General features: G+C 65.7%; 19 protein-coding genes and 5 tRNA genes. 19 read left to right on the forward strand and 5 right to left on the reverse strand.

All coding sequences use genetic code 11. The features are described from left to right. Positions 1-5: 5 nt before the first annotated feature. From tig to FF090_RS07320, 9 genes are all read left to right on the forward strand, one after another. Positions 6-1,322: a trigger factor gene (gene tig / locus FF090_RS07280; protein ID WP_138856092.1), complete on the forward strand. Its 1,317-nt coding sequence runs from the start codon at positions 6-8 to the stop codon at positions 1,320-1,322. A gap of 103 nt (positions 1,323-1,425) precedes the next feature. Further along, the gene (gene clpP, locus FF090_RS07285; RefSeq protein ID WP_138856093.1) at positions 1,426-2,034 is read left to right on the forward strand and encodes an ATP-dependent Clp endopeptidase proteolytic subunit ClpP; all 609 of its coding nucleotides are present in this window, start codon (positions 1,426-1,428) and stop codon (positions 2,032-2,034) included. Between the two features lie 70 nt (positions 2,035-2,104). Further along, positions 2,105-3,379, forward strand: coding sequence for an ATP-dependent Clp protease ATP-binding subunit ClpX (gene clpX, locus FF090_RS07290; RefSeq protein ID WP_138856094.1), 1,275 nt, complete (start codon positions 2,105-2,107; stop codon positions 3,377-3,379). Positions 3,380-3,483: 104 nt separating this feature from the next. Beyond that, positions 3,484-5,892 (forward strand): endopeptidase La, encoded by a 2,409-nt coding sequence (gene lon / locus FF090_RS07295; protein WP_138856095.1) that lies wholly within the window; start codon positions 3,484-3,486, stop codon positions 5,890-5,892. Between the two features lie 107 nt (positions 5,893-5,999). Then, a tRNA-Gly gene (locus FF090_RS07300) sits at positions 6,000-6,075 on the forward strand. A gap of 66 nt (positions 6,076-6,141) precedes the next feature. Beyond that, a tRNA-Cys gene (locus FF090_RS07305) sits at positions 6,142-6,215 on the forward strand. An 11-nt stretch (positions 6,216-6,226) separates the two neighbouring features. After that, positions 6,227-6,302, forward strand: a tRNA-Gly gene (locus tag FF090_RS07310). Positions 6,303-6,362: 60 nt separating this feature from the next. After that, positions 6,363-6,438, forward strand: a tRNA-Gly gene (locus FF090_RS07315). Between the two features lie 22 nt (positions 6,439-6,460). Further along, positions 6,461-6,551 (forward strand) — tRNA-Leu (locus FF090_RS07320). 23 nt (positions 6,552-6,574) lie between these two features. On the opposite strand, the gene murI is transcribed toward FF090_RS07320, so the two are convergent. Continuing rightward, entirely contained in the window at positions 6,575-7,366 is a 792-nt protein-coding gene (gene murI / locus FF090_RS07325) for a glutamate racemase (protein ID WP_138856096.1), read from the reverse strand. 121 nt (positions 7,367-7,487) lie between these two features. Between murI and FF090_RS07330 the strand changes: the two genes are divergently transcribed. The 4 genes from FF090_RS07330 to FF090_RS07345 all read left to right on the forward strand — a co-directional run bounded on the left by FF090_RS07330 (position 7,488) and on the right by FF090_RS07345 (position 11,984). Then, complete coding sequence (locus FF090_RS07330; RefSeq protein ID WP_138856097.1) at positions 7,488-8,237, forward strand: electron transfer flavoprotein subunit beta/FixA family protein; 750 nt, start codon at positions 7,488-7,490, stop codon at positions 8,235-8,237. Between the two features lie 2 nt (positions 8,238-8,239). After that, positions 8,240-9,169, forward strand: coding sequence for an electron transfer flavoprotein subunit alpha/FixB family protein (locus FF090_RS07335; RefSeq protein WP_138856098.1), 930 nt, complete (start codon positions 8,240-8,242; stop codon positions 9,167-9,169). An 83-nt stretch (positions 9,170-9,252) separates the two neighbouring features. Beyond that, on the forward strand, positions 9,253-11,028 hold the full coding sequence (locus FF090_RS07340; protein ID WP_138856099.1) for an acyl-CoA dehydrogenase: 1,776 nt from the start codon (positions 9,253-9,255) through the stop codon (positions 11,026-11,028). A gap of 2 nt (positions 11,029-11,030) precedes the next feature. Further along, complete coding sequence (locus tag FF090_RS07345; RefSeq protein WP_138856100.1) at positions 11,031-11,984, forward strand: NAD(P)H-dependent flavin oxidoreductase; 954 nt, start codon at positions 11,031-11,033, stop codon at positions 11,982-11,984. On the opposite strand, the gene FF090_RS07350 is transcribed toward FF090_RS07345, so the two are convergent. Then, positions 11,966-12,571 carry a hypothetical protein gene (locus FF090_RS07350; RefSeq protein ID WP_175423564.1) on the reverse strand — a complete coding sequence of 202 codons (606 nt, stop codon included), beginning with the start codon at positions 12,569-12,571 and terminating at the stop codon, positions 11,966-11,968. The two genes, FF090_RS07345 and FF090_RS07350, sit on opposite strands and share 19 nt — an antisense overlap. Before the next feature lie 1,081 nt (positions 12,572-13,652). Here FF090_RS07350 and FF090_RS07355 point away from each other — a divergent pair. Both FF090_RS07355 and FF090_RS07360 read left to right on the forward strand, forming a co-directional pair. After that, the gene (locus FF090_RS07355) at positions 13,653-15,404 is read left to right on the forward strand and encodes a S8 family peptidase (protein WP_138856102.1); all 1,752 of its coding nucleotides are present in this window, start codon (positions 13,653-13,655) and stop codon (positions 15,402-15,404) included. A gap of 110 nt (positions 15,405-15,514) precedes the next feature. Continuing rightward, complete coding sequence (locus FF090_RS07360; RefSeq protein WP_175423565.1) at positions 15,515-17,848, forward strand: M14 family zinc carboxypeptidase; 2,334 nt, start codon at positions 15,515-15,517, stop codon at positions 17,846-17,848. Between the two features lie 48 nt (positions 17,849-17,896). On the opposite strand, the gene FF090_RS07365 is transcribed toward FF090_RS07360, so the two are convergent. Next, positions 17,897-19,123: a hypothetical protein gene (locus FF090_RS07365; protein ID WP_138856103.1), complete on the reverse strand. Its 1,227-nt coding sequence runs from the start codon at positions 19,121-19,123 to the stop codon at positions 17,897-17,899. Between the two features lie 203 nt (positions 19,124-19,326). Between FF090_RS07365 and FF090_RS07370 the strand changes: the two genes are divergently transcribed. The 3 genes from FF090_RS07370 to FF090_RS07380 all read left to right on the forward strand — a co-directional run bounded on the left by FF090_RS07370 (position 19,327) and on the right by FF090_RS07380 (position 23,678). Beyond that, positions 19,327-20,355 (forward strand): sterol desaturase family protein, encoded by a 1,029-nt coding sequence (locus FF090_RS07370; protein WP_138856104.1) that lies wholly within the window; start codon positions 19,327-19,329, stop codon positions 20,353-20,355. Between the two features lie 190 nt (positions 20,356-20,545). Further along, positions 20,546-21,973 (forward strand): oxygenase MpaB family protein, encoded by a 1,428-nt coding sequence (locus FF090_RS07375; protein ID WP_138856105.1) that lies wholly within the window; start codon positions 20,546-20,548, stop codon positions 21,971-21,973. Next, positions 21,957-23,678, forward strand: coding sequence for a diguanylate cyclase (locus FF090_RS07380; RefSeq protein ID WP_175423566.1), 1,722 nt, complete (start codon positions 21,957-21,959; stop codon positions 23,676-23,678). The genes FF090_RS07375 and FF090_RS07380 overlap by 17 nt, the downstream gene beginning before the upstream one ends. Here the strand turns inward: FF090_RS07380 and FF090_RS07385 are convergent, their stop codons facing one another. Further along, positions 23,679-24,128, reverse strand: coding sequence for an Lrp/AsnC family transcriptional regulator (locus tag FF090_RS07385; protein ID WP_175423750.1), 450 nt, complete (start codon positions 24,126-24,128; stop codon positions 23,679-23,681). 108 nt (positions 24,129-24,236) lie between these two features. On the opposite strand from FF090_RS07385, the gene ilvB reads away from it, so the two are divergent. Continuing rightward, the gene (ilvB, locus tag FF090_RS07390; RefSeq protein WP_138856108.1) at positions 24,237-25,991 is read left to right on the forward strand and encodes a biosynthetic-type acetolactate synthase large subunit; all 1,755 of its coding nucleotides are present in this window, start codon (positions 24,237-24,239) and stop codon (positions 25,989-25,991) included. Here ilvB and FF090_RS07395 read toward each other — a convergent pair. Continuing rightward, positions 25,955-26,599: a DUF2238 domain-containing protein gene (locus FF090_RS07395; protein ID WP_138856109.1), complete on the reverse strand. Its 645-nt coding sequence runs from the start codon at positions 26,597-26,599 to the stop codon at positions 25,955-25,957. The genes ilvB and FF090_RS07395 overlap by 37 nt on opposite strands. Between the last annotated feature and the right edge of the window lie 77 nt (positions 26,600-26,676).

Raw genomic sequence — 26,676 nt, forward strand, 5'->3', positions numbered from 1 at the left:
TGGCTATGGCTGTCACCGTTGAAACCCTTGAGAAGCTTGAGCGCCGCATCACCCTGACCCTGCCGGCAGCGGCGGTCAGCAGCGAGGTCGAGCAGCGTTTGAAGAAACTGTCGCGCACTGTGAAGGCCGACGGTTTCCGCCCCGGCAAGGTGCCCCTGAGCTTTGTGGCTCAGCGCTATGGCTCGTCGGTTCAGTACGAAGTGGTCACCGACCAACTCGGCCAGGCCTTTGCCAAGGCAGCCAGCGAGGCGCAATTGCGCGTGGCCGGCATGCCCAAGCTGGCCCAGAAGGACGGCGCCGCTGAAGGTGAAATCGCCTTCGATGCGACCTTTGAGGTCTACCCCGAGATCAAGATGGGCGACCTGAGCGCTGTCGAAGTCGAGCGCGTCAGCAGCGAAGTGACCGAAGAGGCCGTGGACCGCACGGTCGAGATCCTGCGCAAGCAGCGCCGTACCTTTGCCCAGCGCGCTGCGGCCGAAGGCGCGATGGACGATGACCGCGTCACCATCGACTTCGAGGGCAAGATCGACGGCGAGCCCTTCGCCGGCGGCAAGGCCGAGGCCTTCCAGTTCATCATCGGCGAAGGCCAGATGCTGGAAGCCTTTGAGAAGGCCGTGCGTGGCATGAAGTCGGGCGAGAGCAAGACCTTCCCGCTGGCATTCCCCGAGGACTATCACGGCAAGGACGTGGCCGGCAAGGAAGCCGACTTCCTGGTGACCGTGAAGAAGATCGAGCAGCAAAACCTGCCCGAGGTGAACGAGGCCTTTGCCAAGGCCCTGGGCATCAAGGAAGGCACGGTCGAGGGTCTGCGCGCCGATGTGCGCAAGAACCTTGAGCGTGAGGTCAAGTTCCGCGTGCTGGCCAAGAACAAGGCCGCCGCCATGGACGCCCTGGTGCAAGTGGCGGAACTGGATCTGCCTAAGGCGCTGATCGAGGAAGAGTCGCAGCGTCTGGCCGAGCAGTTCCGTGAGCGCCTGAAGGCCCAAGGCCTGAAGGACACCGACAAGGTGCCGCTGCAGAGCGAAATGTTCGCGCCGCAAGCGGAGCGCCGCGTGCGCCTGGGCCTAGTGGTGGGCGAGTTGGTTCGCACCGAAAAGCTGCAGGCCCAGCCGGAGCAACTGCAGGCTCATATCGAAGAGCTGAGCCAGAGCTACGAGAAGCCCGCCGACGTGATGCGTTGGTATCTGGGCGACCGTCAGCGCATGCAGGAAGTCGAGGCCGTTGTGGTCGAGAACAACGTCACCGGCTATGTGCTGAACAAGGCCAAGGTGGTCGACAAGGCACTGCCTTTCGACGAGCTGATGGCCCAGGCGCAGGGCTGATCCCTCGCCAGTGCCCAGCGCAGGGCGCCGCGCCTTTCAGGGGCCGGCGCCCTGCGCGTTTCTGAGCCCCCATAATCATTCGCTTCGAACAGCAGGAAATCGCATGAGCGCGTTGGAAACGAGCAATCTGGGCATGGTGCCCATCGTCATCGAGCAGTCGGGCCGTGGTGAGCGCGCCTATGACATTTACAGCCGCTTGCTGCGCGAGCGCATCGTCTTCTTGGTTGGGCCGGTGAACGATGCGACGGCCAATCTGGTGGTGGCGCAGTTGCTGTTCCTGGAGAGCGAGAACCCCGACAAGGACATCTCGCTCTACATCAACAGCCCGGGCGGTTCTGTGAGCGCGGGTCTGTCCATCTTTGACACCATGCAGTTCATCAAGCCCCAGGTCAGTACCCTGTGCCTGGGCATGGCGGCCAGCATGGGGGCTTTTCTGCTGACCGCGGGCGAGAAGGGCAAGCGTTTTGCGTTGCCGAACTCCAAGATCATGATTCATCAGCCGCTGGGTGGTGCGCAGGGCCAGGCGACGGATATTGAGATCCACGCCCGCGAGATCTTGAAGACCCGCGAGCAGCTCAATCGTCTGATGGCCGAGCGCACCGGTCAGCCGCTGGAGCGCATCCAGAACGACACCGAGCGCGATTACTTCATGTCCGCCGCCGAGGCCACCGAGTACGGACTGATCGACAAAGTGGTTGATCGCCGCGCCTGATTTCCCTTGATAACGGCAGCGGGGCGCTGGTCTATCATGGCCCGCACCCCAGCCGCCGAGAGACGACCCCATGCCAGACAAAAAAGGCGGCTCCAGCGAGAAGGTGCTTTATTGCTCCTTCTGCGGCAAGAGCCAGCACGAAGTCAAGAAACTCATCGCCGGACCCTCGGTCTTCATCTGCGATGAGTGCATTGAGCTGTGCAACGACATCATTCGCGACGAGATTGCCGCGCCGGCTCCGGCCTTGCGCAGCGCCAAGTCCGATCTGCCCACTCCCAGCGAGATCAAGACCACGCTGGACAGCTATGTGATTGACCAGGACGCTGCCAAGCGCACCCTGGCCGTGGCGGTCTACAACCACTACAAGCGCCTGCGCCACCTGGCTCAAAGCGGTGAAGCGCGCAGTGAAGTCGAGCTGAGCAAGAGCAATATCTTGCTGATTGGCCCGACGGGCTCTGGCAAGACCTTGTTGGCGCAGACCCTGGCGCGCTTGCTCAACGTCCCCTTTGTGATCGCGGACGCGACCACCTTGACCGAAGCGGGCTACGTCGGCGAGGACGTCGAGAACATCATTCAGAAGCTGCTGCAGAACTGCAATTACGACGTCGAGAAGGCGCAGCGCGGCATCGTTTACATCGATGAGATCGACAAGATCAGCCGCAAGGCCGACAACCCGTCGATCACCCGTGATGTATCGGGTGAGGGCGTGCAACAAGCCTTGCTCAAGCTCATCGAGGGCACGATGGCCTCGGTGCCGCCGCAGGGTGGGCGCAAGCATCCGAACCAGGACTTCCTGCAGATTGACACCACGAACATCCTGTTCATTTGCGGTGGTGCTTTTGATGGGCTGGAGAAGGTGATCCAGAACCGTTCGGAAAAGTCCGGCATCGGCTTTGGTGCCAGCGTCAAGAGCAAGAGTGACAAGCGCGTGGGCGAGCTCTTCAAGGAGATTGAGCCCGAGGACCTGATGAAGTTCGGCATCATTCCCGAACTGGTGGGTCGACTGCCTGTCGTGGCGACGCTGAGCGAACTCAGCGAGGATGCGCTCGTCAAGATCCTGGTCGAGCCCAAGAACGCGCTGATCAAGCAATACCAGCAGCTGCTGGGCATGGAAGGCGTGGAGCTCGAAGTGCGTCCTTCGGCCTTGCAAGCGATTGCTCGCAAGGCCCTTAAGCGCAAGACGGGCGCCCGCGGCTTGCGCTCCATCCTCGAGCATGCGCTGATCGACACCATGTTTGATTTGCCCAGCCTCGATGGCGTGGCCCAAGTGGTGCTGGACGAGAGCAATATCGACGAAGGCAGCAAGCCTTTGCTGGTCTACCGCGAGGCCAAAGCCTCGGCCTGAGTCCAATCCTCACACCGGCCCTTGTGCTTGCAAGGGCCATCCCCACATGGGTAAGACCGAGGCCCGGCGTTGCCGGGTCTCACTTCCACAAGGAATTGCCCCCAATGTCTGGTCAAACCCCATTGCCGCCCGAGTTGCTGACGCTGCCGCTATTGCCGCTGCGTGATGTGGTGGTCTTCCCGCACATGGTGATCCCGCTGTTCGTGGGTCGCCCCAAGTCCATCAAGGCGCTGGAAGCCGCGATGGAGTCTGGCCGGCAGATCATGTTGGTGGCTCAGAAGACGGCCGCCAAAGATGAGCCCAAGGCCGAGGACCTGTTTGAGATCGGCTGCGTTTCCAGCATCCTGCAAATGCTCAAGCTGCCCGACGGCACGGTTAAGGTGCTGGTCGAGGGCCTGCAGCGCGCTACTACCCAGTCGGTCAGCGAAGCCGGCGAGCACTTCACCGCCGAAGTGATGCCGGTGGCGCCCGATGTGGCGCAGGCGCCGGAGATTGAGGCCCTGCGGCGCGCCGTGGTTCAGCATTTCGACCAGTACGTCAAGCTGAACCGCAAGATTCCGCCTGAGATCCTGACCTCGATCGCCGGCATCGACGATCCCGGTCGCCTGGCCGACACCATGGCCGCGCACCTGCAGCTCAAGCTGGAGGCCAAGCAAGCCGTGCTGGACTTGGCCGATGTGGCTAAGCGTCTGGAAAAGTTGCTCGAGCTGCTGGAGCACGAGGTCGACATCCTGCAGGTGGAAAAGCGCATCCGTGGCCGTGTCAAACGCCAGATGGAAAAGAGCCAGCGCGAGTACTACCTGAACGAGCAGGTCAAGGCCATCCAGAAGGAACTCGGCGACGGCGAAGAGGGTGCCGACATCGAGGAACTGGAAAAGCGCATCCTGGCGGCCAAGATGCCCAAGGAGGCGCGCCAGAAGGCCGAGGCCGAGCTCAAGAAGCTCAAGCTGATGTCGCCCATGAGCGCCGAGGCGACCGTGGTACGCAACTACCTTGACACCTTGATCGGCCTGCCCTGGAGCAAGAAGACCAAGATCAAGCACGACCTACCTTTGGCGGAAGAGGTGTTGAACGAGGACCACTTTGGCCTGGACAAGGTCAAGGAACGCATCCTGGAGTACCTCGCGGTGCAGCAGCGCGTTGACAAAGTCAAGGCGCCCATCCTGTGCCTGGTGGGCCCACCGGGCGTGGGCAAGACCTCGCTGGGTCAAAGCATTGCGCGCGCCACCGGGCGCAAGTTCGTTCGCATGGCCTTAGGGGGCGTACGCGACGAGGCCGAGATTCGCGGTCATCGCCGCACCTATATCGGCGCAATGCCGGGCAAGGTGCTGCAGTCGCTGACCAAGGTGGGCACACGCAACCCGCTGTTCCTGCTCGATGAGATCGACAAGCTGGGCCAGGATTTCCGCGGCGACCCCAGCAGCGCCTTGCTGGAAGTGCTGGACCCCGAGCAGAACCATACCTTCAGCGATCATTACGTCGAGGTGGATTACGACCTCAGCGACGTGATGTTCGTGGCCACGGCCAACTCGCTGAATATCCCGCCGGCCCTGCTGGACCGTTTGGAAGTCATTCGTCTCTCGGGCTATACCGAAGATGAAAAGGTCCATATCGCGCAGAACTATCTGACGCCTAAGCAGCGCAAGAACAACGGCGTGAAGGATGAAGAGTTGGTGATTGAGGAGTCCGCCATTCGGGGTGTGATCCGCTACTACACCCGTGAGGCCGGCGTGCGCTCTCTGGAGCGCGAAATCGGCAAGATCAACCGCAAGGTCGTCAAGGGCTTGCAGTTGAAGAAGATGACGGCGCCCGTGGTGGTGAACGAGGACAACCTCAACGAGTTTCTCGGTGTCCGCAAGTACGACTTCGGGCGTGCTGAGAAGAAGAACCAAGTGGGTCAAGTGGTGGGTCTGGCCTGGACCGAAGTGGGCGGGGACTTGCTGACCATCGAGGCGGCCGTCATGCCCGGCAAGGGCAACACCATTCGTACTGGCTCGCTGGGCGATGTGATGAAGGAATCGGTCGAAGCCGCTCGCTCGGTGGTCCGCTCGCGCTCGGCAGGCCTCGGCATCAAGGACGAGCTCTTTGAGAAGCGCGATATCCACATCCATGTGCCCGACGGGGCGACGCCCAAAGACGGTCCGAGCGCCGGCGCGGCGATGACCACCGCCATCGTGTCGGCCCTCACGGGCATTCCTGTGCGGGCTGACGTGGCCATGACGGGCGAGATCACCTTGCGCGGTGAGGTCACCGCCATTGGGGGCCTGAAAGAAAAACTGTTGGCGGCGCACCGGGGCGGCATCAAGACCGTGCTGATCCCGGAGGAGAACGTCAAAGACCTTCAAGATATTCCGGATAACGTCAAGGCTCAGCTTGAGATCTTGCCGGTGCGCTGGGTGGAGAAAGTTTTGGAACTGGCCCTGGAACGTCAGCCGGTGGCCCTGACCGAAGAGGAGTTGGCCGCCAAGCCGGCCGAAGCCAAGCCGGTTTCCGAAGAGACCATTAAGCACTGATTGCGAATTTGCGTTCTGGCACTTGCCAGGGCGTAAATTCTTCGCATAGAATGTGCGACTTCGCTGATCACAGCAATGCGGTCGACGAAGCCCTGAAAAGGGTCGGTGCGGGAATAGCTCAGTTGGTAGAGCGCAACCTTGCCAAGGTTGAGGTCGCGAGTTCGAGCCTCGTTTCCCGCTCCAAGTAATTTCGAAAGAGAGCTTCGGCTCTCTTTTTCATCCCGGCACCAACCGGGAGCTGGTCACAGCGGCGCGGTAGCAAAGCGGTTATGCCCCGGATTGCAAATCCGGTCAGTCCGGTTCGACTCCGGACCGCGCCTCCAGGAACAGTTTTGCGGGAATAGCTCAGTTGGTAGAGCGCAACCTTGCCAAGGTTGAGGTCGCGAGTTCGAGCCTCGTTTCCCGCTCCAACACGCTGTGCCGTGCGCAATGCGCGGTGCAACAGCAAAACGCCCCGACCAGGGCGTTATGCGGGAATAGCTCAGTTGGTAGAGCGCAACCTTGCCAAGGTTGAGGTCGCGAGTTCGAGCCTCGTTTCCCGCTCCAGCACAATGCCCGCTACCCAGCCGCCCGGGTGGCGAAATGGTAGACGCAGCGGACTTAAACTCCGCCGGTTCCTGAAAAGGGCCGTACGGGTTCGAGTCCCGTCCCGGGCACCATGCAAGACGTTAGCGGTGCGGTCTCAGACCGTGCAGCGTTGCAGGGTGAAGCCCTCCCAACCCAGGCCCTTGCGGGCAAGCATGGCCAGCACCTCCGGGTCGCCGGTCGTTGCCAGCGTGATCGCCCCTTTGGGCGTGCCCGTTATCTGCGATTCCAGCGGCCACAGTCGTACCGCCTGCTGGGCCACCGCACCCTCCACTTGCAAGAGCTGTACGCCAGGCCCCAACTCCGCCTGCCAAAGCGGGCGGATGAGCGGGTAATGGGTGCAGCCAAGCAAAGCAGTGTCCACCCCTGCCGCCTTGAGAGGCGCGCAATAACGAGCCACCAATTCGCGCAGGGCAGGGCTGTCCAGATCGCCCTCTTCGATGTGTTTGACCACACCTGAACAGGCCACTGCGGTGACTTGTGCGCCGGCCGCGTGGCGTTCGATCAAGGCTGCAAAGCGCGGACTGTTCACCGTGGCAGTGGTGGCTAAAACGCCGACACGGCCATTGCGGCTCGCGCTGGCGGCGGGCTTCACCCCAGGTTCTATGCCCACGATGGGCAGCCCGGGAAAGGCCTCGCGCACCCTTTGCGCGGCCACGGCGGTCGCCGTGTTGCAGGCGATAACAACCAATCGAGCGCCTTTGTCCACCAGATGCTGGGTCAGGGCAAGGCTGCGCTCGATGATGAAGTCATGGCTACGTTCGCCAATGGGCGCGTGGGCGCTGTCGGCCACATAGTTCAGGCCCACCCATGGCAGGGCCTCACGCAAAGCGGCCAACACGGTCAACCCGCCCACGCCGGAATCCCAGACCCCCACTGATGCTTGCACCTTGAGCCTTCGCAAAAAAATAGAACGATCGTTCTATTTTGACTGCTGGTTTGCCCCGAAACCGTCCGTACCACCTGGGGGCGACCCCTAGAATGCCGCGAGTTTCAGTTAGGAGACCGGGATGAAAGTACTGGTGCCCGTCAAGCGGGTGGTGGACTACAACGTCAAAGTGCGCGTCAAGGCCGATGGCTCGGGCGTGGACATTGCCAACGTCAAGATGTCGATGAACCCCTTCGACGAAATTGCCGTCGAAGAGGCCGTGCGCCTGAAGGAAAAGGGCGTCGTGACCGAGATCGTCGCGGTGTCCTGCGGCGTCACGCAGTGCCAGGAAACCCTGCGCACCGCGATGGCCATTGGGGCTGATCGCGCCATCCTGGTCGAGACCGATGCCGAATTGCAGCCCCTGGCCGTGGCCAAGCTGCTCAAGGCTTTGGTGGACAAGGAAGCACCGCAGCTCGTTATCCTGGGCAAGCAAGCCATCGACGACGATTGCAACCAGACCGGCCAGATGCTGGCCGCGCTGACCGGCATGCCGCAGGGCACCTTCGCCTCCAAGGTCGAAGCGGTGGACGGCGGCGTGAACGTGACCCGCGAAGTGGACGGTGGACTGGAGACGGTGAAGCTGGCCCTGCCGGCCGTGATCACCACCGACCTGCGCCTGAATGAGCCGCGCTATGTGACGCTGCCCAACATCATGAAGGCCAAGAAGAAGCCGCTGGACATCGTCAAGCCGGCCGATCTGGGCGTGGATGTGACGCCGCGCATCAAGACCCTCAAGGTGGCCGAGCCCGCCAAGCGCAGCGCTGGCATCAAGGTGCCCGATGTGGCCACGCTGGTGAGCAAGCTCAAGAACGAAGCCAAGGTGATCTGAAGATGTCTGTCCTCGTCATTGCCGAACACGACCATGGCAGCCTGAAGGGTGCCACCCTCAACACCGTGACCGCCGCCGCAGCCTGCGGCGGTGATGTGCATGTGCTGGTGGCCGGCCACAACGCCGCCGCCGCCGCCCAGGCCGCTGCCAGCATTGCTGGTGTGGCCAAGGTGCTGCACGCCGATGGTGCTTCGCTGGCCGAAGGCCTGGCGGAGAACCTGGCGGCCCAGGTGTTGGCCATTGCCCAGGGCTACAGCCACATCCTGTTCCCGGCCACCGCCAGCGGCAAGAACGTCGCCCCGCGCGTCGCCGCCCTGCTGGATGTGGCTCAGATCACCGACATCACCAAGGTGATCGCCGCCGACACCTTCGAGCGCCCGATCTACGCGGGTAACGCGATTGCCACCGTGCAGTCGGCCGATGCCGTCAAGGTCATCACCGTGCGCACCACCGGCTTTGATGCCGCCGCAACCGGTGGCAACGCAGCGGTCGAGTCGATCGCCGCTGTGGCCGATTCGGGCAAGAGCAGCTTTGTCGGTCGCGAACAGACCAAGAGCGACCGCCCCGAGCTGACCGCCGCCAAGATCATCGTCTCCGGTGGCCGCGCCATGGGCTCGAGCGACCAGTTCAATGCCGTGCTGACCCCGCTGGCCGACAAACTGAACGCCGCCCTGGGTGCCAGCCGCGCCGCAGTGGACGCCGGCTATGCGCCGAACGACTGGCAGGTGGGCCAGACCGGAAAGATCGTCGCGCCCCAGCTCTATATCGCCTGCGGCATCAGCGGCGCGATCCAGCACCTGGCCGGCATGAAGGACTCCAAGGTGATCGTGGCGATCAACAAGGATCCTGAGGCGCCGATCTTCAGCGTGGCGGATTACGGTCTGGAGGCCGATCTGTTCGCGGCCGTGCCCGAGCTGGTCAACAGCCTGTAAGCACACCGTTTCGCTTTATCGGGCGCCGCCACCCCTGGGTGCCGGCGCCTTTTTCTTTTCCGAGTTCCCCTCGAGAGGCCCTCATGAGCTACACCGCCCCCGTCAAGGACATGCTGTTCAACATGGCCCACCTGGCCGAGTTCGATCGCCTGCGCCAGCTCCCCCCCTTTGCCGATTTGGATCTGGACACGGCCCAGGCCGTGTTGGAGGAGTGCGCCAAGCTGTGCGAAAACGTCATCGCGCCGCTGAACCATGAGGGCGACAAAAACCCCAGCACTTGGGCGGACGGCAAGGTCACGACCACGCCGGGCTTCAAGGAGGCCTTCCGTCAGTATGTGGAAGGCGGCTGGCAGGGCCTGGTGCACCCCACCGACTTCGGCGGCCAGGGCCTGCCCAAGACCATTGCCGCAGCGTGCCAAGAGCTGGTGAATAGCGCCAACTTGAGCTTCGCGCTGTGCCCGCTGCTCACCGACGGCGCCATCGAGGCCCTGCTCACGGCCGGCAGCGAGGAGCTGAAGACCCGCTACATCCCGAAGATGATCGACGGCAGCTGGACGGGTTCCATGAACCTGACCGAACCCCAGGCGGGCTCTGACCTCAGCCTGGTGCGCACCCGCGCCGAGCCGCAGGGCGATGGGACCTACAAGGTCTTCGGCACCAAGATCTTCATCACCTATGGCGAGCACGACATGGCCGAGAACATCGTCCATCTGGTGCTGGCCCGCGTGCCGGGCGCACCGGCCGGGGTGAAGGGCATCAGCCTTTTCGTCGTGCCCAAGTTCCTGGTGAATGCCGATGGAAGCTTGGGCGCGCGCAACGACGCGCACTGCGTGTCCATCGAGCACAAGCTGGGCATCAAGGCCAGTCCCACGGCGGTGCTGCAGTTCGGTGACCATGGCGGTGCCGTGGGCTATCTGGTGGGCGAGGAAAACCGCGGCCTCGAATACATGTTCATCATGATGAACGCGGCCCGCTACGGCGTGGGCGTGCAGGGCCTGGCCCTGAGTGAGCGTGCCTACCAGCAGGCGGTGGGCTATGCGCGCGACCGCGTGCAAAGCCGCCCCGTGGACGGTTCGCTGCCGGCCGCCGCCCCCATCATTCACCACCCCGATGTGCGCCGCATGCTGATGACCATGCGTGCGCTCACCGAGGCCTGCCGCGCCATGGCCACCACGGCCGCAGCCGCCTACGACCACGCCCACCACAGCGCCGACAAGGGCGCCCAGGCCTTCTACGAGTTCCTGGTGCCCCTGGTGAAGGGCTACAGCACCGAGATCAGCCACGAGGTCACGTCCCTGGGCGTGCAGATCCACGGGGGCATGGGCTTCATCGAAGAAACTGGCGCGGCCCAGCATTACCGCGACGCCAAGATCCTGACCATTTACGAGGGCACCACGGCCATCCAGGCCAATGATCTCGTGGGCCGCAAGACCCTGCGCGATGGCGGCGCCTATGCCCGCTCGATCGCGGCGCTGGTCGAGGCCACCGAGCAGCAGTTGGCGGGCGGTGGCGAGGCCGCGCACGCCATGCGCGCCAATCTGAGCCATGCGCGCCAGGCCTATCTGGCCGTGGTGGACTTCATGGCCGAGCAAGGCAAGGCCAATCCGAACGCGGTGTTCGCCGGCTCCGTGCCCTACCTGATGCTGGCCGGCAATTTGGTGGCCGGCTGGCAGATGGCGCGTGGTCTGCTGGTGGCCGAACGTGAACTGGCCGCCGGCAAGGACGCCGCCTTCATGCAGGCCAAGATCACCACGGCGCGCTTCTATGCCGAGCACATCCTGCCGCGCACCGCCGCGCTGCGTGATGCGGTGCTGAACGGCGCCGGTTCGGCGCTGGCTCTGCCCTTGGAGGCTTTCTGAGCATGGCTTTGCCGAAGATTTTGCAAGGCCTGCGCCTGCCGGTGGTGGCCTCGCCGATGTTCATCGTCTCGGTGCCGGCTCTGGTGATCGCCCAGTGCAAGGCCGGCATCGTCGGCTCCATGCCGGCGCTCAATGCCCGCCCGGCCGAACTGCTGGACGACTGGCTGGCCGAGATCACCGAGGCCTTGGCGGCGCATGACCGGGCGCACCCGGAATCGCCCGCCGCACCCTTTGCCATCAACCAGATCGTGCACAAGAGCAATGACCGGCTTGAGCACGATATGGCGGTGTGCGCCAAGTACAAGGTGCCCATCGTCATCACCTCCTTGGGCGCGCGCGAGGACGTGAATGCGGCGGTGCATGCCTGGGGCGGCATCGTGCTGCACGACGTCATCAACAACAAGTTCGCCAAGAAGGCCATCGAGAAGGGCGCCGACGGCCTGATCGCCGTGGCCACTGGGGCGGGCGGGCATGCCGGGGTGAAGAACCCCATCCCGCTGATCCAGGAGATCCGTGAGTGGTTCGACGGCCCGCTGCTGCTCAGCGGTGCCATCGCCACCGGCGACGGCATCCTGGCCGCCCAGGCCATGGGGGCAGACCTGGCTTACATCGGCTCGGCCTTCATCGCCACCGAAGAGGCGCGCGCCACGGCCGAGTACAAGTCCGAGATCGTTGGCGGCAACAGCGACGACATCGTCTACACCAACCTCTTCACCGGCGTGCACGGTAACTACCTGCGCGGCTCCATCGAGCGCGCCGGCCTGGACCCCGAGAACCTGCCCGAGAGCGACCCCAGCAAGATGAATTTCGGGGGCGGCGCGGCGGCCAAGGCCTGGAAGGACATCTGGGGCTGCGGGCAGGGCATCAACCCGGTGAAGGACGTGCTGCCCACAGCGGCCCTGGTGGATCGCCTGGGGCGCGAATACCGGGCGGCGCGTCAGCGACTGGCGCTCTGAGTCTGCGGCGCCGGATCCGAATCCAGCATGCCGCGTCGATTCTGTTGACGATAGCGCTGGCTCAGTGCCTTCAGCTCTTGCGGCTCAGTCGGCATTCGTGCCTGGGCGGCTGCAATCTCTCCTTGATGGAAGACTGCAGCCACCCAGTCCCGTAGCTCGCTGTTTTGGGCGCACGAGATTTCCGCGAGCTCGGGTTGAGGGCCGACGGGAGGGTGCTCCTGCAACCATTGCCTGCGCGCTTCGCTGGCTTGGACGCGATCAGTCCAGTGCGAGGGCAAGGGCTGCGAATGCTTTGCCAGGCCAAAGATCAGCACTTCGTCGACGATGTGCCGGTTGCCGACTTGCCAATACTTCTCCGCAACCGCCAGGCAGAGCTCCGTGCTGTGGCCGGTTGCCAACAGCTCCTTGCAGTGCCGCCGAAGCTGGCTGGGAAAACGAAACAGAGAGGCTGCCCAGGTTCCCATCAGCATCGTTGGGATGACCGCGCGCCGCAGCCCAGGGCGGTCGAGTGGCTCCATCCGCCAAAGACGGCGCATCAACTCCTCCGTGGGGTCGGCGTGATGCCGCGCAGCCAGGAGGCGGCGCATATAGGTCGCCAATGCTTCGGGGCTGCTGTCTCCGCGTGGCAGAGGTAGCAACAGCGCCGCCAAGTTGTGCGGTTCCGCCTCAGCCCACAGTCGCGCCAGCGTAAGACAACTCGAGTCTCCACGGTCGCAACTCGCCTGCGTGGCCAAGCCCAGGATCCAGGGTGAACGGCTGACCTCGGCCAATCGGCGCAGGCGCTCCAGCCCCGCCAGTGCGGCCTGTACGTCTTGTGTCTTGCGTTCCTGCAGCCACATCATTTCGGCCATCGCTTGGGACTCCGGGTCAGGCCGGGCACGCAGACGCAATTCCCATGATCGCCACAACTCGGGCCAGACCGCTTCGTACTCCGCTGCCAGGTGCTGGGCCGGCGCGTGGGTTTCCAATGCCTCGATGCCCTTGGTTTGGATCAGCGGGAGCAGCGCTCGGGTTTTTTCACACCAGGCGGCATCGCGGGCTTGCCAGCGGCGCTCGGTGGCGTCTATCGCGCGCTCGGGGAGCGAGGCTGAGGATGCCGTGGGGGCCGGGTTTGTGGTCCCGCTGAGATTGGGAGGCTGTAGCTCGCTTTGAGGGGGCGCTTCTGCCTCGGCGACGCGCTTGGACGCGTCACCTGATCTCCACCAAAAACCTGTGCCCAGCCCTAGCCCCAGCGCAAGCGCCAGGGTTGGCAGCGCCAGTCGCCACCGTCTCGTTCTCATTGCTCGCTCCCTTTTGGGGCGCGAGTATCTCTGTCCCTGAGGGCACCATTGGGGGCGCCGCAGCAGGCACAAACTCCGCTGACCGGCCCGCCTTGGAAAGGGCGCCGAGTATCCCGAGATTCACTCGGCAACATCCCCGGGCAAGCCCTGACCCTTTTGCAGGGCCTTGGTAACACCTGGCCGGGGATTGAACTTCTAGACTGGCCCCGCCGCCCCTGACCGAGCCGTACAGGGCCGCGGTGGCCCGGCGCCTGACGCAACTGTTGTCAGCTCCACCGGGGCCTCGGCGCCGCAGTCTGCGCCTGGGCTGTGCACGCAGTTGCTTAACGATTCCACGCAGTAGCGCGCTCCCCGCCTTGGGAGCTGACCGACTGAAATGGAGAGTTGCATGGCAGTGTTCTCAAGGGTCCCACGTCGGACCTTGTTGGCCACCCTGGTGGCCTTGGCCGGCCCCGCGCTGGCCGGTGGCGGGTCCCCGCCTTCCATGGCACCAGGGCTGACCGATCGGCTCATCATCAAGTACCGCGAGGGGGCTCCCGTGAGCGGCGCGGCCTTGCTGACCCGTGCGGCTCAGGCCCAGGGCCTGAGCATGGCGGCACTCAAGTCCAATGCGCTGGGGGCTCAGATCTTCCGGCTCAATCAGCCCGCCGACGAGGCGGCGCTGCGCCGCATGGCCGCCGAGCTGATGGCCGATGACCCCAATATCGAGTACGCGGAGCCTGACCGCATCCTCTACCCGCTGCTGACGCCCAACGACACCAGCTACTCCAGCCTCTGGGGCATGCAGGGTGGGGCCGGCGGTATCCGGGCCAACACGGCCTGGGACACGCACAACGGGGCGGGTGTGGTGGTGGCGGTGATCGACACCGGCATCCGCCCGCATGCCGACCTGGCCGCCAACATCGTGCCCGGCTACGACATGATCGTCGACACCACGGTCTCCAACGACGGCAATGGGCGCGACAGCGACCCCTCGGACCCCGGCGACTGGAGCACGGGCACGGGCTGCAGCGCCAGCAACTCCAGCTGGCACGGCACCCATGTCGCCGGTACGGTGGCTGCGGTGGGCAACAACAGCCTGGGCGTGATCGGCGTGGCCTGGGGCGCCAAGGTGCAGGCCATCCGGGTGCTGGGCCGCTGCGGTGGTTACACCTCGGACATCGCCGACGGCATGATCTGGGCCTCCGGCGGATCGGTCGCGGGGCTGCCGGCCAACCCCACGCCGGCCAAGGTGCTCAACCTCAGCTTGGGCGGCAGCGGCAGCTGCGACAGCACCAGTCTGGCGGCCATCAACAGCGCCCGCTCGCGCGGCACCACGGTGGTGGTGGCGGCCGGCAATTCGAATGCCAATGCGGCCAACTTCTCACCGGCCAGTTGCGCCGGCGTGATCAGCGTGGCGGCCGTCGGCCCCACCGGCGGCAAGGCCTCCTACTCCAACTACGGCGCCGTGGTGGATGTGGCAGCGCCTGGGGGCAACGGCGGTGGCACCAGCGGCATCTACTCGACGCTGAACTCGGGAACCACCAGCCCGGGGTCTGACAACTACGCCTACTACCAGGGCACGTCGATGGCCTCGCCGCACGTGGCGGGCGTGGCGGCCTTGCTTTACCAGGCCAAGCCCACGGCCACGCCGGATCAGATCGAGGCGGCCATCAAGGGCAGCGCGCGCGCCTTCCCGGCCACCTGCAGCCAGTGCGGCACCGGCATCGTCGATGCGCCGGCGGCCATCGCGGCCATTACGGGCACACCCCCGCCGCCGCCTCCCCCTCCGCCGCCCCCACCCCCGCCTCCGGGGTTCACCGAGACCGAGCCCAATGACGCGCGCACTTCGGCCAATTTGGTCAGCACCTCGGGCACCCAGGTGGCCGGTGCGCTCTCGTCCACCACCGACACCGACTACTTCCGTGTGGAGCTGCCGGCAGGCAAGACCCTGACCGCCACGCTGAACCCGGGCACCCGCGATTTCGATCTGTACATCTACAACGCCAGTGGCACGCAGCTCGCGTCCAGCATCAAGGGCGCGGGGCAGATCGACACCGCATCGGTGACCAACACGGGCACGACGTCGGTCACCCGCTATGTGCGGGTGCGCTACTACAGCGGCGGCTCCGGCCCCTATACCTTGGGCTTGAGCTGGTAAGACCAGTCCGCTGACCCCCCGCCCAGACCCTGGGCGGGCTTCCTGAACTTCCACGGCAGTCTGCGCCCGCCTGGGGCGGGCTGCCGCTTGCCTGCTCCTGCGAGGACACCATGAAAAAGCTCCCCCTCAGCCCTCTGATGGCCGCCCTGGCGGCGGTCTTTCTCAGCCCCACCGCCTGGTCCGGCCCCGGCCATCAGCACGCCAGCAGCCCCGAGATGACCCAATTGCGTGCCCAGGAACTGGCGCGCAAGCCGCAGATCTTCGAGCTGCATCACCCAGACGCCTCCATGCGCCGCAAGGCCGCCATCACCTACCACCACGCGGTGCTGGAGAACCCCGGCCCCTATCTGGTGCTGGAGTTGGACGCGGCGGAACAGGCCGATCTGCGCCGCTTCGGCTTCACGCTCAAGCCAGCCCAGGATTTCATAGCCCGGCGTGACGGCTTGCTGCAAGACCTGCAGCGTCGCGCCGCTTCGGGCGGTCGGGCAACGGTTCAGTCCATTCCCAGCTACAGCTGCTACGAGACGGTGGAAGAAACCTTTGCCGCCGCGGAAGGCTTTGTCAGCGCCAAGCCCGGGCTGGCCAGCTGGATCGACATCGGCGACTCCTGGGAGAAGACCACCGGCTCGGGCGGCTACGACCTCAAGGTGCTCAAGCTCACCAACAGCGCCGTGCCCGCGCCCGTGGGCGGCAAGCCCAAGCTCTTCATCAACAGCGCCATCCACGCGCGGGAATACACCACCGCGCCTCTGGTGCTGGAGTTCGCTCGCTGGCTGGTCAACGGCCATGGCGTTGACGCCGATGCCAGCTGGATCCTCGACCACCACGAGGTCCACCTGCTGCTGCACACCAACCCCGACGGGCGCAAGCGCGCGGAAGGGGGGCTGTCCTGGCGCAAGAACACCAACAACAACTACTGCGCCAATACCAATACCCGGGGCGCCGATCTGAACCGGAATTTCAGCTTCGGCTGGAACAGCACCGGCGGCACCGGCTCCAGTGGCACGGCCTGCAATGAGACCTACCGCGGCCCCAGTGCCGGCAGCGAGCCCGAGATCCAATCGCTGCAGGCCTATGTGCGCTCCATCTTCCCGGACCGCCGCGGCCCCAACAAGACCGATGCCGCGCCGGCCGACACCAGCGGCATCCACCTCGACATCCACAGCTACAGCCGCCTGGTGCTCTGGCCCTGGGGCGACACCAGCACCCCGGCGCCCAATGGCACGGCGCTGCAGACCCTGGGCCGCAAATTCGCTTTCCACAACGGCTACACGCCACAGCAGTCCATTGGCCTCTACGCCACCGATGGCACCAGCGACGGCATCAGCTATGGCGAGCTGGGCGTGGCGGCCTACACGTTTGAACTGGGCACCAGCTTCTTCGAGAGTTGCACCAACTACAACAACACCATCAAGCCCGGCAACATGCCCGCGCTCATTTATGCCGCCAAGGTGGTGCGCACGCCCTACATCACACCGGCCGGGCCGGACATCACCAGCCTGGCCCTGGGGCAGGGGGCCTCAGGTGGCGGCGTCACGGCCGGCACGGCGGTGAGCCTGACGGCCGCCGCCAGCGATGCCCGGTTCAGCAGCGCCAACGGCACCGAGGCCACCCAGGCCATCGCGGCGGCTGAGTACTACATCGACACGCCGCCCTGGCTGCCCGGCGCGGTGGCCGTGCCCGTGGCGGCGGCCGACGGCAGCTTCAATGCGGTGACGGAGAACCTCACGGCCACCATTCCCACGGCGGGGCTGGCGGTGGGCAAGCACACGGTGTACCTGCGGGCGCGCGATGCCGGCGGGGCCTGGGGGGCCTTCAGCGCGGCCTTCCTCAACATCACCAATGGCACGCCGGTGCTGGACGCCAACTTCACGGCCAGCTGCAATGGGCTGAGCTGCAGTTTCAACGGCAGTGCTTCGGGTGGCAGCCCCAGCAGCTATGCCTGGAACTTTGGCGACGGCGGCACGGCCAGCGGCGTCACCGCCGCCCGCACCTATGCGGCGGCGGGCAGCTACAACGTCTCGCTCACCGTGGGCAACGGCAGTGCCACCAACACCGAAACCCAAACCGTGGTGATCACGGACGCCAGCACCATCGTGAACGAGGTGGAGAGCAACAACACCCGCGCCAGCGCCACACCGGTGACGCCGCCCAAGGCCATCGTGCCGGGTAGCTTGTCCACCACGACCGACACCGACTACTTCTCGGTGCAACTGCCCGCCGGAGCCACGCTGACCGCGACGCTGAGCGCCGCGGCCGGTGTGGACTATGACCTCTACATCTACAACAGCAGCGGCAGCACCCTGGCCAGCAGCACCCTGGGTGCAGGCCAGGTCGACACGGCCAGCAGCACCAACACGGGCAGCAGCACGGCGCTGCGCTATGTGCGGGTGCGCTATTACAGCGGGGGGGCGGGGAGTTATTCGCTGAAGCTGGAGCGCTGAAGTTCCGGCCCCTTTAGCGCGGGACTTCCTGGTTGGGCGCTGAGGGGGCTAGTTTTGCGGCTTGGGCGCGGGCATTTCGTCCAGAAAGCCGCGCCCTTTTCTTGACCGATATTCCTGGCTCAGCGCCAAGATCCCGTCTCGATTCGATGGCATATGGGGTTTGACCCAGCTGATATCGCCCTCTGAGATTCGTTTGCGGATCCGCTCCAGAGAGGGACCTTTGGCTTCGCAAGTTGCTGCCCATAGATTGAAGGCGACCTTCAAATCAAAGTTGCTCTCGATCATTTCGGCGCGCGCCTGCGCTTCGTGCGCTCGGTCCTTCCAAACCGGAGCCCGTGTCGGATTCGAGCTGACCATGCGCAGCAGCAGTCGTTCCGTGACATGCGCCTCCCTGCCATGCCGCCAAAGGTGTTCGGCCAAGGCCTCACAGCGGGCGCCCGTCGGTCCATGCTGCGAACTGCGCTGGCAGCGCTTGAGGAGTCCCCTCCATGCGGGCATCGGTTGCACCAGGAAGAGCTCGTCCACCGTGCTATAGGCCAAGGTGCGGCGCAGCCCCGGGCCTGATTCGGCTTCGAACGCCAAGAGTTGCTGTAAGAACCAAGGCTCGGGTGCGAAACCCCCTAGGCTGGCGAGAAGTCGCCGCGCAAAGTCTTCAAATTCAGCTTCGGGTGCGTCTTCGCTCGGAAGTCGGACCAAGTGGGCGTTCAGATTGGTGGGCTCCAGGCGTTGCCACAGCGCAGCCGCTTGGGCGCAATCGCCGCGCAGGCGCGAGCAGCTCCAACTGGCCCACAGGCCGGCGATGCGCGGGTCTTCGCTGCGTTCCGCCAGCGACTGCAAGCGCTGTCGCCCAGCGCCGTCGTCTCCCTCGCCCTGGCGATGAAGCCAAACTCGTTCCGCCAGGGCCTGGTGGAGGGCATCGGGCCGGGCGCGCAGCCGGCGCTCCCAGTCGGCCAGCAGCTCCTCGCGAATCGGGCTGCGCTGTAAGGGCAGCAGACCGATGTGCAGCGCCACGACTTTTTCCTCGCGCACAGACTCGTTGGGCTCGGCATGGGCTTGGTCGATTTGCCCGCACCAGACCCGATCCCGTTGAGCCCAGGGTCCCTTGAACTCGCTGGCTGAGGACGGTAGACGCTCAGCGGTCGGCGGCGGGCTGGAGGCGGTAGCGGCCTGCGTCGGAGCGGCCGTGGACGCAGAGCGATGGATTTGCGCCTCGGCGCTGCGCGAGGCGGCGGCCGGCTCGAAAGTCTGTGCGGGTGGCCAGAGCCAGGTGGCCAAACCAACGGCCAAAAAAATGACCAACCCGATCCGCAGGATTGACCTGAGGCGCCACCGGGCAGCAGCGCGGTTGGATGGGCGAGGCGGCGACGGGATCAAGGGCAATGCGGTGGATAAACGGGGCGCGCAGTATGCGAGATGCGCGACGCGCCATTCGGGGAAGCCGTAGCTTTGCGCCCGGCAGGCCCAGCGATCATGGTCCGATGGCCTTCACCCCCGCCCAAATCATCGTCCTCGCCACCCCGGTTTTCCTGGGCCTGATCGCCCTGGAGGCCTGGGTGGCTTGGCGGCGCCAGCGCCATCTCTACGACTGGTCGGATGCCATGAGCAGCATCGGCCTGGGCATGCTGAGCCAGGTCGTTGGGCTGTTCACGCGCTTCTTCAATATCGGGATCTATGCCTGGGTGGCGGACCGCTGGGCGCTGGGGTCATGGGATGCTGGCTCGCCCTGGGTCTGGCTGCTGGGCTTGATCGCCTACGACTTCTGTTACTACTGGCTGCACCGGGCCGGGCACCGGGTGGCGCTGCTCTGGGCCGCGCATGGGGTGCATCACCAAAGCGAACACTACAACCTCAGCACGGCCCTGCGCCAAACCGGCAGCAACTTCTTGCTCGGCTGGTTGTTTTATCTGCCCTTGGCAGTGGCGGGGCTGCCGGTCGAGGTGTTCGCGGGCGTGGCCCTGATCGACCTGCTCTACCAGTTCTGGGTGCACACCGAGCAGATCGGCAAGCTGGGATGGTTCGACCGCTGGTTCTGTTCCCCCAGCAATCACCGCGTCCATCACGCGGTGAACCCGCGCTACCTGGACAAGAACTACGGCGGCATCCTGGTCGTCTGGGACCGCCTGTTCGGCAGCTTCCAGGAAGAGGACGAACCTTGTGTCTATGGCACGGTCAAGCCGCTGCGCAGTTGGGATCCCCTGTGGGCCAATGTCGTGGGCTATGGCGAGTGCCTGCGATCGCTGCGGCGGATCGGCCTGTGGCGCGCGCTGCTGGCGCCGCCGGGGTGGGAACCGGGTGGTGGCTTGCCCCAGGTCGATTTGTCGCGACCGCGCTTTGCACCGCTCCTCTCGACGAGCCGGCAACTGGCGGCGGGAACACTGTTTTTCCTTGCCCTGTTTGCCACCCTGGGCTTGCTGTGGTGGGCGGGGGCGATGCCCTTCGCGATGCTCTCAGGGGCCGGCGCGGGCGTGGTGGGTTTGCTGTGGCTCAGCGGCCGGTTGGCTCAGTAGGGAGCGCGTGGGCACATGAATGAATCGGCACGTCGCCTGGAAGTCTTGATCAGCAACGACTCCCGAGGCGGCCTGCCGCTTGGGATGGGCGTCCTTTGACTCGGGGCAAACCCGATGCGGGGCATCGGTATCGAAAGGTGTCCGCCCCACATAATTCCGGCCCTTCTGCACTCATGGCTGGCGTGTTTTGATGAACCCGACCCTGCTGGATGACGCTGCGCACTGGGATGCCATGCGCTTGCGCGCCGACCCCTTGGCTGATGCCTGCGTGGCGGCCATTCTGGGTGAGTGGGATCCGGACCCAGACGATGCGGATGCCGAGGCCCTGGGTACCTTGCACGCCAGTCAGTGGCAGCGCCTCAAGGCCTTCAACGAGGCGCTGACGCAGTGGCAGCGCAACGCCGATTTGTCGAGTTGGCAGGGCGAAGGCCTGCCGGCCGAGGTGGTGGCGCCGCTGCGTGCCTATTTGGATCAGGCGGCGCGCCTGCCGGGCTGGGCCGATGGCGAGAAGCTGCGCCGGGCGGAGCAAATATTTTTTGAGCAGGGCCCGTTGTCTTGCTTGTTGCTGTTCTGCGCCAGCCTGCCCGAGTGCTATGTGGTGCCCGATCTGGCCGAGGTGCTGCATAGCACTGGCCAACTGGAAAAGCGCACGGAGCATCGCATCCGCTCCACGGCCGCGATGATTTTCCCGGTGATGCAGCGCGGCGGCCTGACGGATCCGCAGTGCAGCGGCTTGGCCCAGGTGCTCAAGGTGCGGTTGATCCACGCCGTGGTGCGCAATCTCTTGTTGCGCGGTGTGCCCATCGACGGCGGCCCCGAGGCGGCGCGCCAGGGTTGCGCGCCCATTGGTGCCCCGGGTGCTTGCACGCAGATGCACCAGGCGCTCTATGCCCATGGTTGGCCGGTGGAGCGGGCCGGCCAACCTTGCAATCAGGAAGAGCTGGCTTACACCCTTCTGACCTTTGGCTACGTCTATGTGCGTGGCATGCGCCGCCTGGGCTTGGGGCTGCCCGCCGAGGATGAAGTGGCCATGATGCATGCCTGGAACATCGTGGCTCACGCAGTGGGCGTGCGCGACGAGTTGATGACAGAAACCTACTCCGAGGCCGAACGCCTGTTTGCGTTCTTGCAGGCACGGGGGCGGGCACGACCGGTGGATGTCGACCCACGCGCCGATCTGGGCCAAACCTTGATGGCGGCGATGGCCACTCGCATTCCCTGGGCTGGCGCGCGCCAGTTTCCGGTGCTGCTGACGCGCCGCCTGTGCGGGACGCGGTCCGCCACCGACATCGGTCTGGGCCCGGACTATGCGGTCCGCTGGGTGGTGCGGGCGCGCTTTGTGCTGCTCAGCGGCCTGGTGTTGGGCCTGGATCATTTGGTGCGTCTGGTGGCGCCGCGCTTCACGCTCTCGCGTTTTTTCAGCCGCCTGCTCGGTGTGCAGCTGGTGACTCAGTTCCTGCTCGATCAAAGCCGGCCGCTGCGCCTGCCCGAGCCCGTGCAGGCTGATCTGGCGCAGCAAGTTCAGCAGTGGGCCCCCAAACGGGCACTGCCGGCCTGGCTGCAGGGCCTTGGGGTGAGTGTGCTGGGGCGTCGGGGGCCGCGTGCTGAGGGTGCTTAAGCGCCTGCTGCTGGCCTGGGTTCTAGGCCTGCTGCTGCCGCAGGGGGCGGCGGCCTTGGTGTTGCACGATGGGCAGGGCACGGTGCCGGCCTGGCCGTCCATCACCGTGTTGAGCGACCCGAGCCGCAGCTTGGATCTGGCGGGCGCGCGTGCCCAGAAGGCGCAGATGACGCGCCCCACCACGGCCAGCGCCACCCTGGGGCATCGGCGTGACGCCGTGTGGCTGCACATCCCCTTTGAACTGGCGGCCGGATCTACCGCACGCTGGGTGCTGGAGGTCGATTACGCGGTGCTCAACCGGCTGGATGTGCATCTGCTGGACGCGCAAGGGCAGCTGATCCAGCAGGCCAGCCTGGGCAATCTGCAGCCGGCTGCCTGGCAGGAACTGCCCGGTCGCGCCCCGGCGCTTTTGCTGCAGCTGCAGCCCGGACAGCGGCACGAGCTGTGGGTGCGGGTGGAGACCTTGGGCGCCATGATCCTGCCGGTCTTCCTGCACCAGGAGGCGGCCTATCTGGACCGCGCGCTGGACGAGCAGATGCTGCAGGGCGTGTTGGTGGGGCTGGGCCTGTGCCTGCTGGTCTATGCCTTGACGCAATGGCTGACCTTGCGGGAGTCCTTGCTGATCAAGTACGCCTTGCTCATCGGCGGCGGCATTTTGTTTTCGGTCGTCCAGTGGGGCATCGGCCGCCAATACCTCTGGGGCGATCTGCAGTGGTTTGAGTTGCATCTGGCGGGCATCGGGGCCCTGATGGCCTCGGCCGGCACCTTCTTGTTCGTGGAAGAGGTGCTGGCCCCGCATGCGCAGAGCCGGTTCTTCAGCCCGGTGATGAAGGCCGGCGCTGTGGTGCTCGGGGCCGTGGCCTGGGCCTATGCGCTCGATTTGATCGATGTGCACACCGTCAGTGCCGTCATCGGCACCCTGGGGCTGGCGCCGGCGCTCATGGGCCTCCCCGGCGCGCTGCGTCTGGGGCGCCGCGGTGACTCGGTGGGGTGGTACTTCATCGCGGCCTGGCTGGGCTACTTCGTCACCACCGCCATCATGGTGCTGGTCATTCGCGGGGTGATGCCGGCCAATTTCTGGACCCTGCACGCCTTCCAGTTCGGCGCCACGCTGGACATGATCCTGTTCCTGCGCGTGCTGGCGCTGCGCCTGCATGCGGTGCACGCCGAGGCCCTGCGCGTGACCAGCGAGCGCGACCGGGCTTTATCCATGGCGGCCACCGATGCCTTGACCGGCCTGCCCAACCGCCGCGGGCTGCAGTTGGCGTTGGAGCAAGCCATCCCTCGGGCCAGCCCGAGCCGCCTGCTGGCGGTCTACATGATGGATCTGGATGGCTTCAAGGAGGTCAATGACCAGCACGGGCACAAGGTGGGGGACCAGCTGCTGGTGGCGGTCGCGGAGCGCATGCGCCATAGCCTGCGCGCCGTCAATCTGGTGGTGCGCTTGGGTGGCGATGAGTTCGTGGTGCTGGCCGAAGGCCTGTCGCAACCCGAGCAGGCCGTGCGGCTGGGCGACGAGCTGCTGGCCATATTTTCCCAGCCCTTCCGCCTGGAGGGCCTGACCCTGCAGTTGGGCACCTCGGTGGGCTACACCTTGGCGCCGGCGGATGGCGAGGACGCCATGAGCCTGCTGCAGCGCGCCGATGCAGCCATGTACAAGGCCAAGCGCTCCGGCAAGGGCAGGATGCAGCGCGCCAGCGACTGATCAGAGTGGCAAAGGGCTGTTTTTCAGCCCGCGCAGCACAAAACTGCTCTTGCTGTGGCGGATGCCCGGGATCTTGTAGAGCCGCTCGCGCAGCAGGCGTTCGTAGTCGCGCGTGTCGGCCACCGCGATGCGGATGATGTAGTCGTAGTCGCCTGAAACGAGATAGGCGTCCAGCACCTCGGGAATGTCGGCCAAGGCGCGGCCAAAGGCGAACAGGGCCTCGTCCGAATGGCTGTCCAGGGTCAGTTGCACGATCACCGTGTCGCCCAGGCCCAGCGCAGCGGCATTCAGGCGCACCGTATAGCCCTCGATGACGCCGGCCTCCTCCATGCGCTTGATGCGCGCCCAGCAGGGCGAGCTGCTCAGGCCCACGGCCTTGCCCAGCTCGGCCAGGCTGATGCGGGCGTCGCGCTGCAGCTGGGCCAGGATGGCCCGGTCCAGTCGATCCAAGGTGTGCTTTTCGCCGGATTTCATATTTGCAGGAGGATTTGCTGTGTAGCGCTGGATTCTGCGCAAATACGGCAGCCTTTTCCGCGAAGGCCTGGGCACAGTGCCGCCATGCGCAGCGAATTTGAAAGCCTTCTTCCTTCCCAATCCTTGGCACGAAGCTGGAGCGGTGCCGACCAGCTGATCCGCGGTCTGATCGAGGCCGGGGTGGATACCGTGTTCGGCTATCCCGGCGGCGCCGTGCTGCCGCTCTATGACGCCTTGCATGCCGAGCCGCGTCTGCGCCATGTGCTGGTCCGCCACGAACAGGCGGCGGTGCATGCGGCCGAAGGCTATGCGCGCAGCACCGGGCGCCTGGGTGTAGTGCTGGTCACCTCGGGGCCGGGGGTGGCCAACACCATCTCGGGTCTGCTCGATGCCCAATCGGACTCGGTGCCCTTGCTTTGCATCAGCGGCCAGGTGGCGCGGTCGGCCATCGGCACCCAGGCCTTTCAGGAGTGCGATGCGCTGGGCATCGCCGCGCCAGTCACCAAGTGGCGGGCCCAGGTGCGCGAGGCCGCGCAGATCGACGCCTTGTTGCGCGAAGCGGTGCGCCAGGCTCGCCGCGGACGGCCGGGGCCGGTGCTGCTGGACATCCCCAAGGACGTGCAGGCCGAGCCCTGCGAGCCGGTGGCGGGGTGCGGCGAACCTACAGTCGTCGCCGCGCTCACCGAGGCCGAGCGCGCCCGCGTTCAGCTGGCGGCCCTGGCCCTGGTGGCGGCCCAGCGCCCGGTGCTTTACGGCGGCGGGGGGCTGGCGGCTTCCGGGACAGCGGCCTGTGAGGCCTTCACGGCCCTGGTGCGCGAGCTCGACGCCCCCTGCACCCTGACCCTGATGGGCCTGGGCGCCTGCCCGGCCAGCGCGCCGCAGTGGCTGGGCATGTTGGGCATGCACGGCACTTGGGAGGCCAACCAGGCCATGCATGCGGCCGATCTGGTGTTTGCCGTGGGCAGCCGCTTCGATGACCGGGTGACCGGCCGGCTGGCGGACTTTTGCCCCGAGGCCAGTTTCATCCACCTGAACATCGACGCGGCGGCGATCGGCAAGGTGGTGCCCACCCGCCTGGCCCTGGTGGGGGACGCCGCACGCCTGCTGCGCGAACTCTTGCACGCGGTGCGCGCGCAGCGCCCTGTGGCCGAGCGCTTGCGCCCATGGTGGCGGCGCATCGAAGCCTGGCGAGCCCAGCGCTGCCTGGGTTACCAGGAGGAAGCGGGGCAACTGCTGCCTCAAGCCTTGTTGAGCGCGCTCAATCAGGCCCTGCGGGGTCGAGACGCCATCGTCACCACCGATGTCGGCCAGCATCAGATGTGGGCAGCGCAGTATCTGGACTTCGAGGCGCCGCGCCGCTTCATCAGTTCGGGTGGGGCCGGCACCATGGGCTTTGGCCTGCCCGCGGCCATCGGGGCACAGATCGCTTGGCCCGAGCGCCTGGTGGTCTGCGTGAGCGGCGACGCCTCGCTCTTGATGAATGTGCAGGAGCTGTCCACGGCGCGGCAGCACGGCTGCCCCATCAAGCTGCTGGTGGTGAACAACGGTCGCATGGGCATGGTGCGCCAGTGGCAGCAACTGCACCATGGGGCGCGCTACAGCCACAGCTATACCGAGGCCCTGCCGGATTTCGTGGCCCTGGCGCGCTCCTTCGGCTGGCAGGGCGAATGCGTGCAAGATCCGGCCGACTTGGAGGCGGCATTGCGGCGCTGGCTGCAGGCCCCGGGGCCGGCCCTGTTGGACGCCCAGGTGCAGGCCGAGGAGAACTGCTACCCCATGATCCCGGCTGGCGCCGGCCACCATCAGATGTTGTTGGGCCTCGGATCCAGTCCCAACTGACGATCCTGCCAGCGGCCCAGTATGCCCACCGTGCACAGGGCGCCCAGCAGGGCCATGGCCATATCGGACTGGGTGTCCCAGCTGTCCCCCTGGGTGCCCAGAAATTCGTCGGCCCCTTGGCCCAGGGCCAGCGCTGCGGCCCATTCGATCAACTCGTAGCAAGCACTGATGGCCAGGGCGATGCAGACCACGACAAAGGCCAGCATGCGGCGACCGCGCACATAGGTGCCGCGCTGCAACAGTTCGCGGGCCAGCAGGGCCGGCACCAGGCCTTGAAAAAAGTGACCGATGCGGTCATAGGGGTTGCGCGCCAAATCCAGCCAATCCTGCAGCGCAAAGCCCAGGGGCACGCGGGCATAGCTATAGGCCCCACCCAGGATCAGAACCGCCATATGCAGGGCCAACAGCGCATAGAGCAGGCTGCTCAGCGGGTAGCGCGACCAAGTGGCGATCAGCAGCGGCAGGCCGATCAGGACCGGGATCACCTCCAACCACCAGGTGGTGCGGTCGAAGGGCTGCCAGGCCGACCAGGCCAGCAGGGACAGGATCAGGCCCAGGCCGGCGGCGAGGGCGGGGCGAGTGGGGGTGTGGAGGGGAGGCCGATGCATGGCCGAAGTGTCCCTGCCCGCATGGCTTGCATTCCTCGCCACCAACCCCAAGTGAGGGAGCCCTGAACTGCGGCTGC

Origin of the sequence: Inhella inkyongensis, assembly GCF_005952805.1 — a bacterium.
Taxonomy (GTDB): Bacteria; Pseudomonadota; Gammaproteobacteria; order Burkholderiales; family Burkholderiaceae_C; genus Inhella; species Inhella inkyongensis.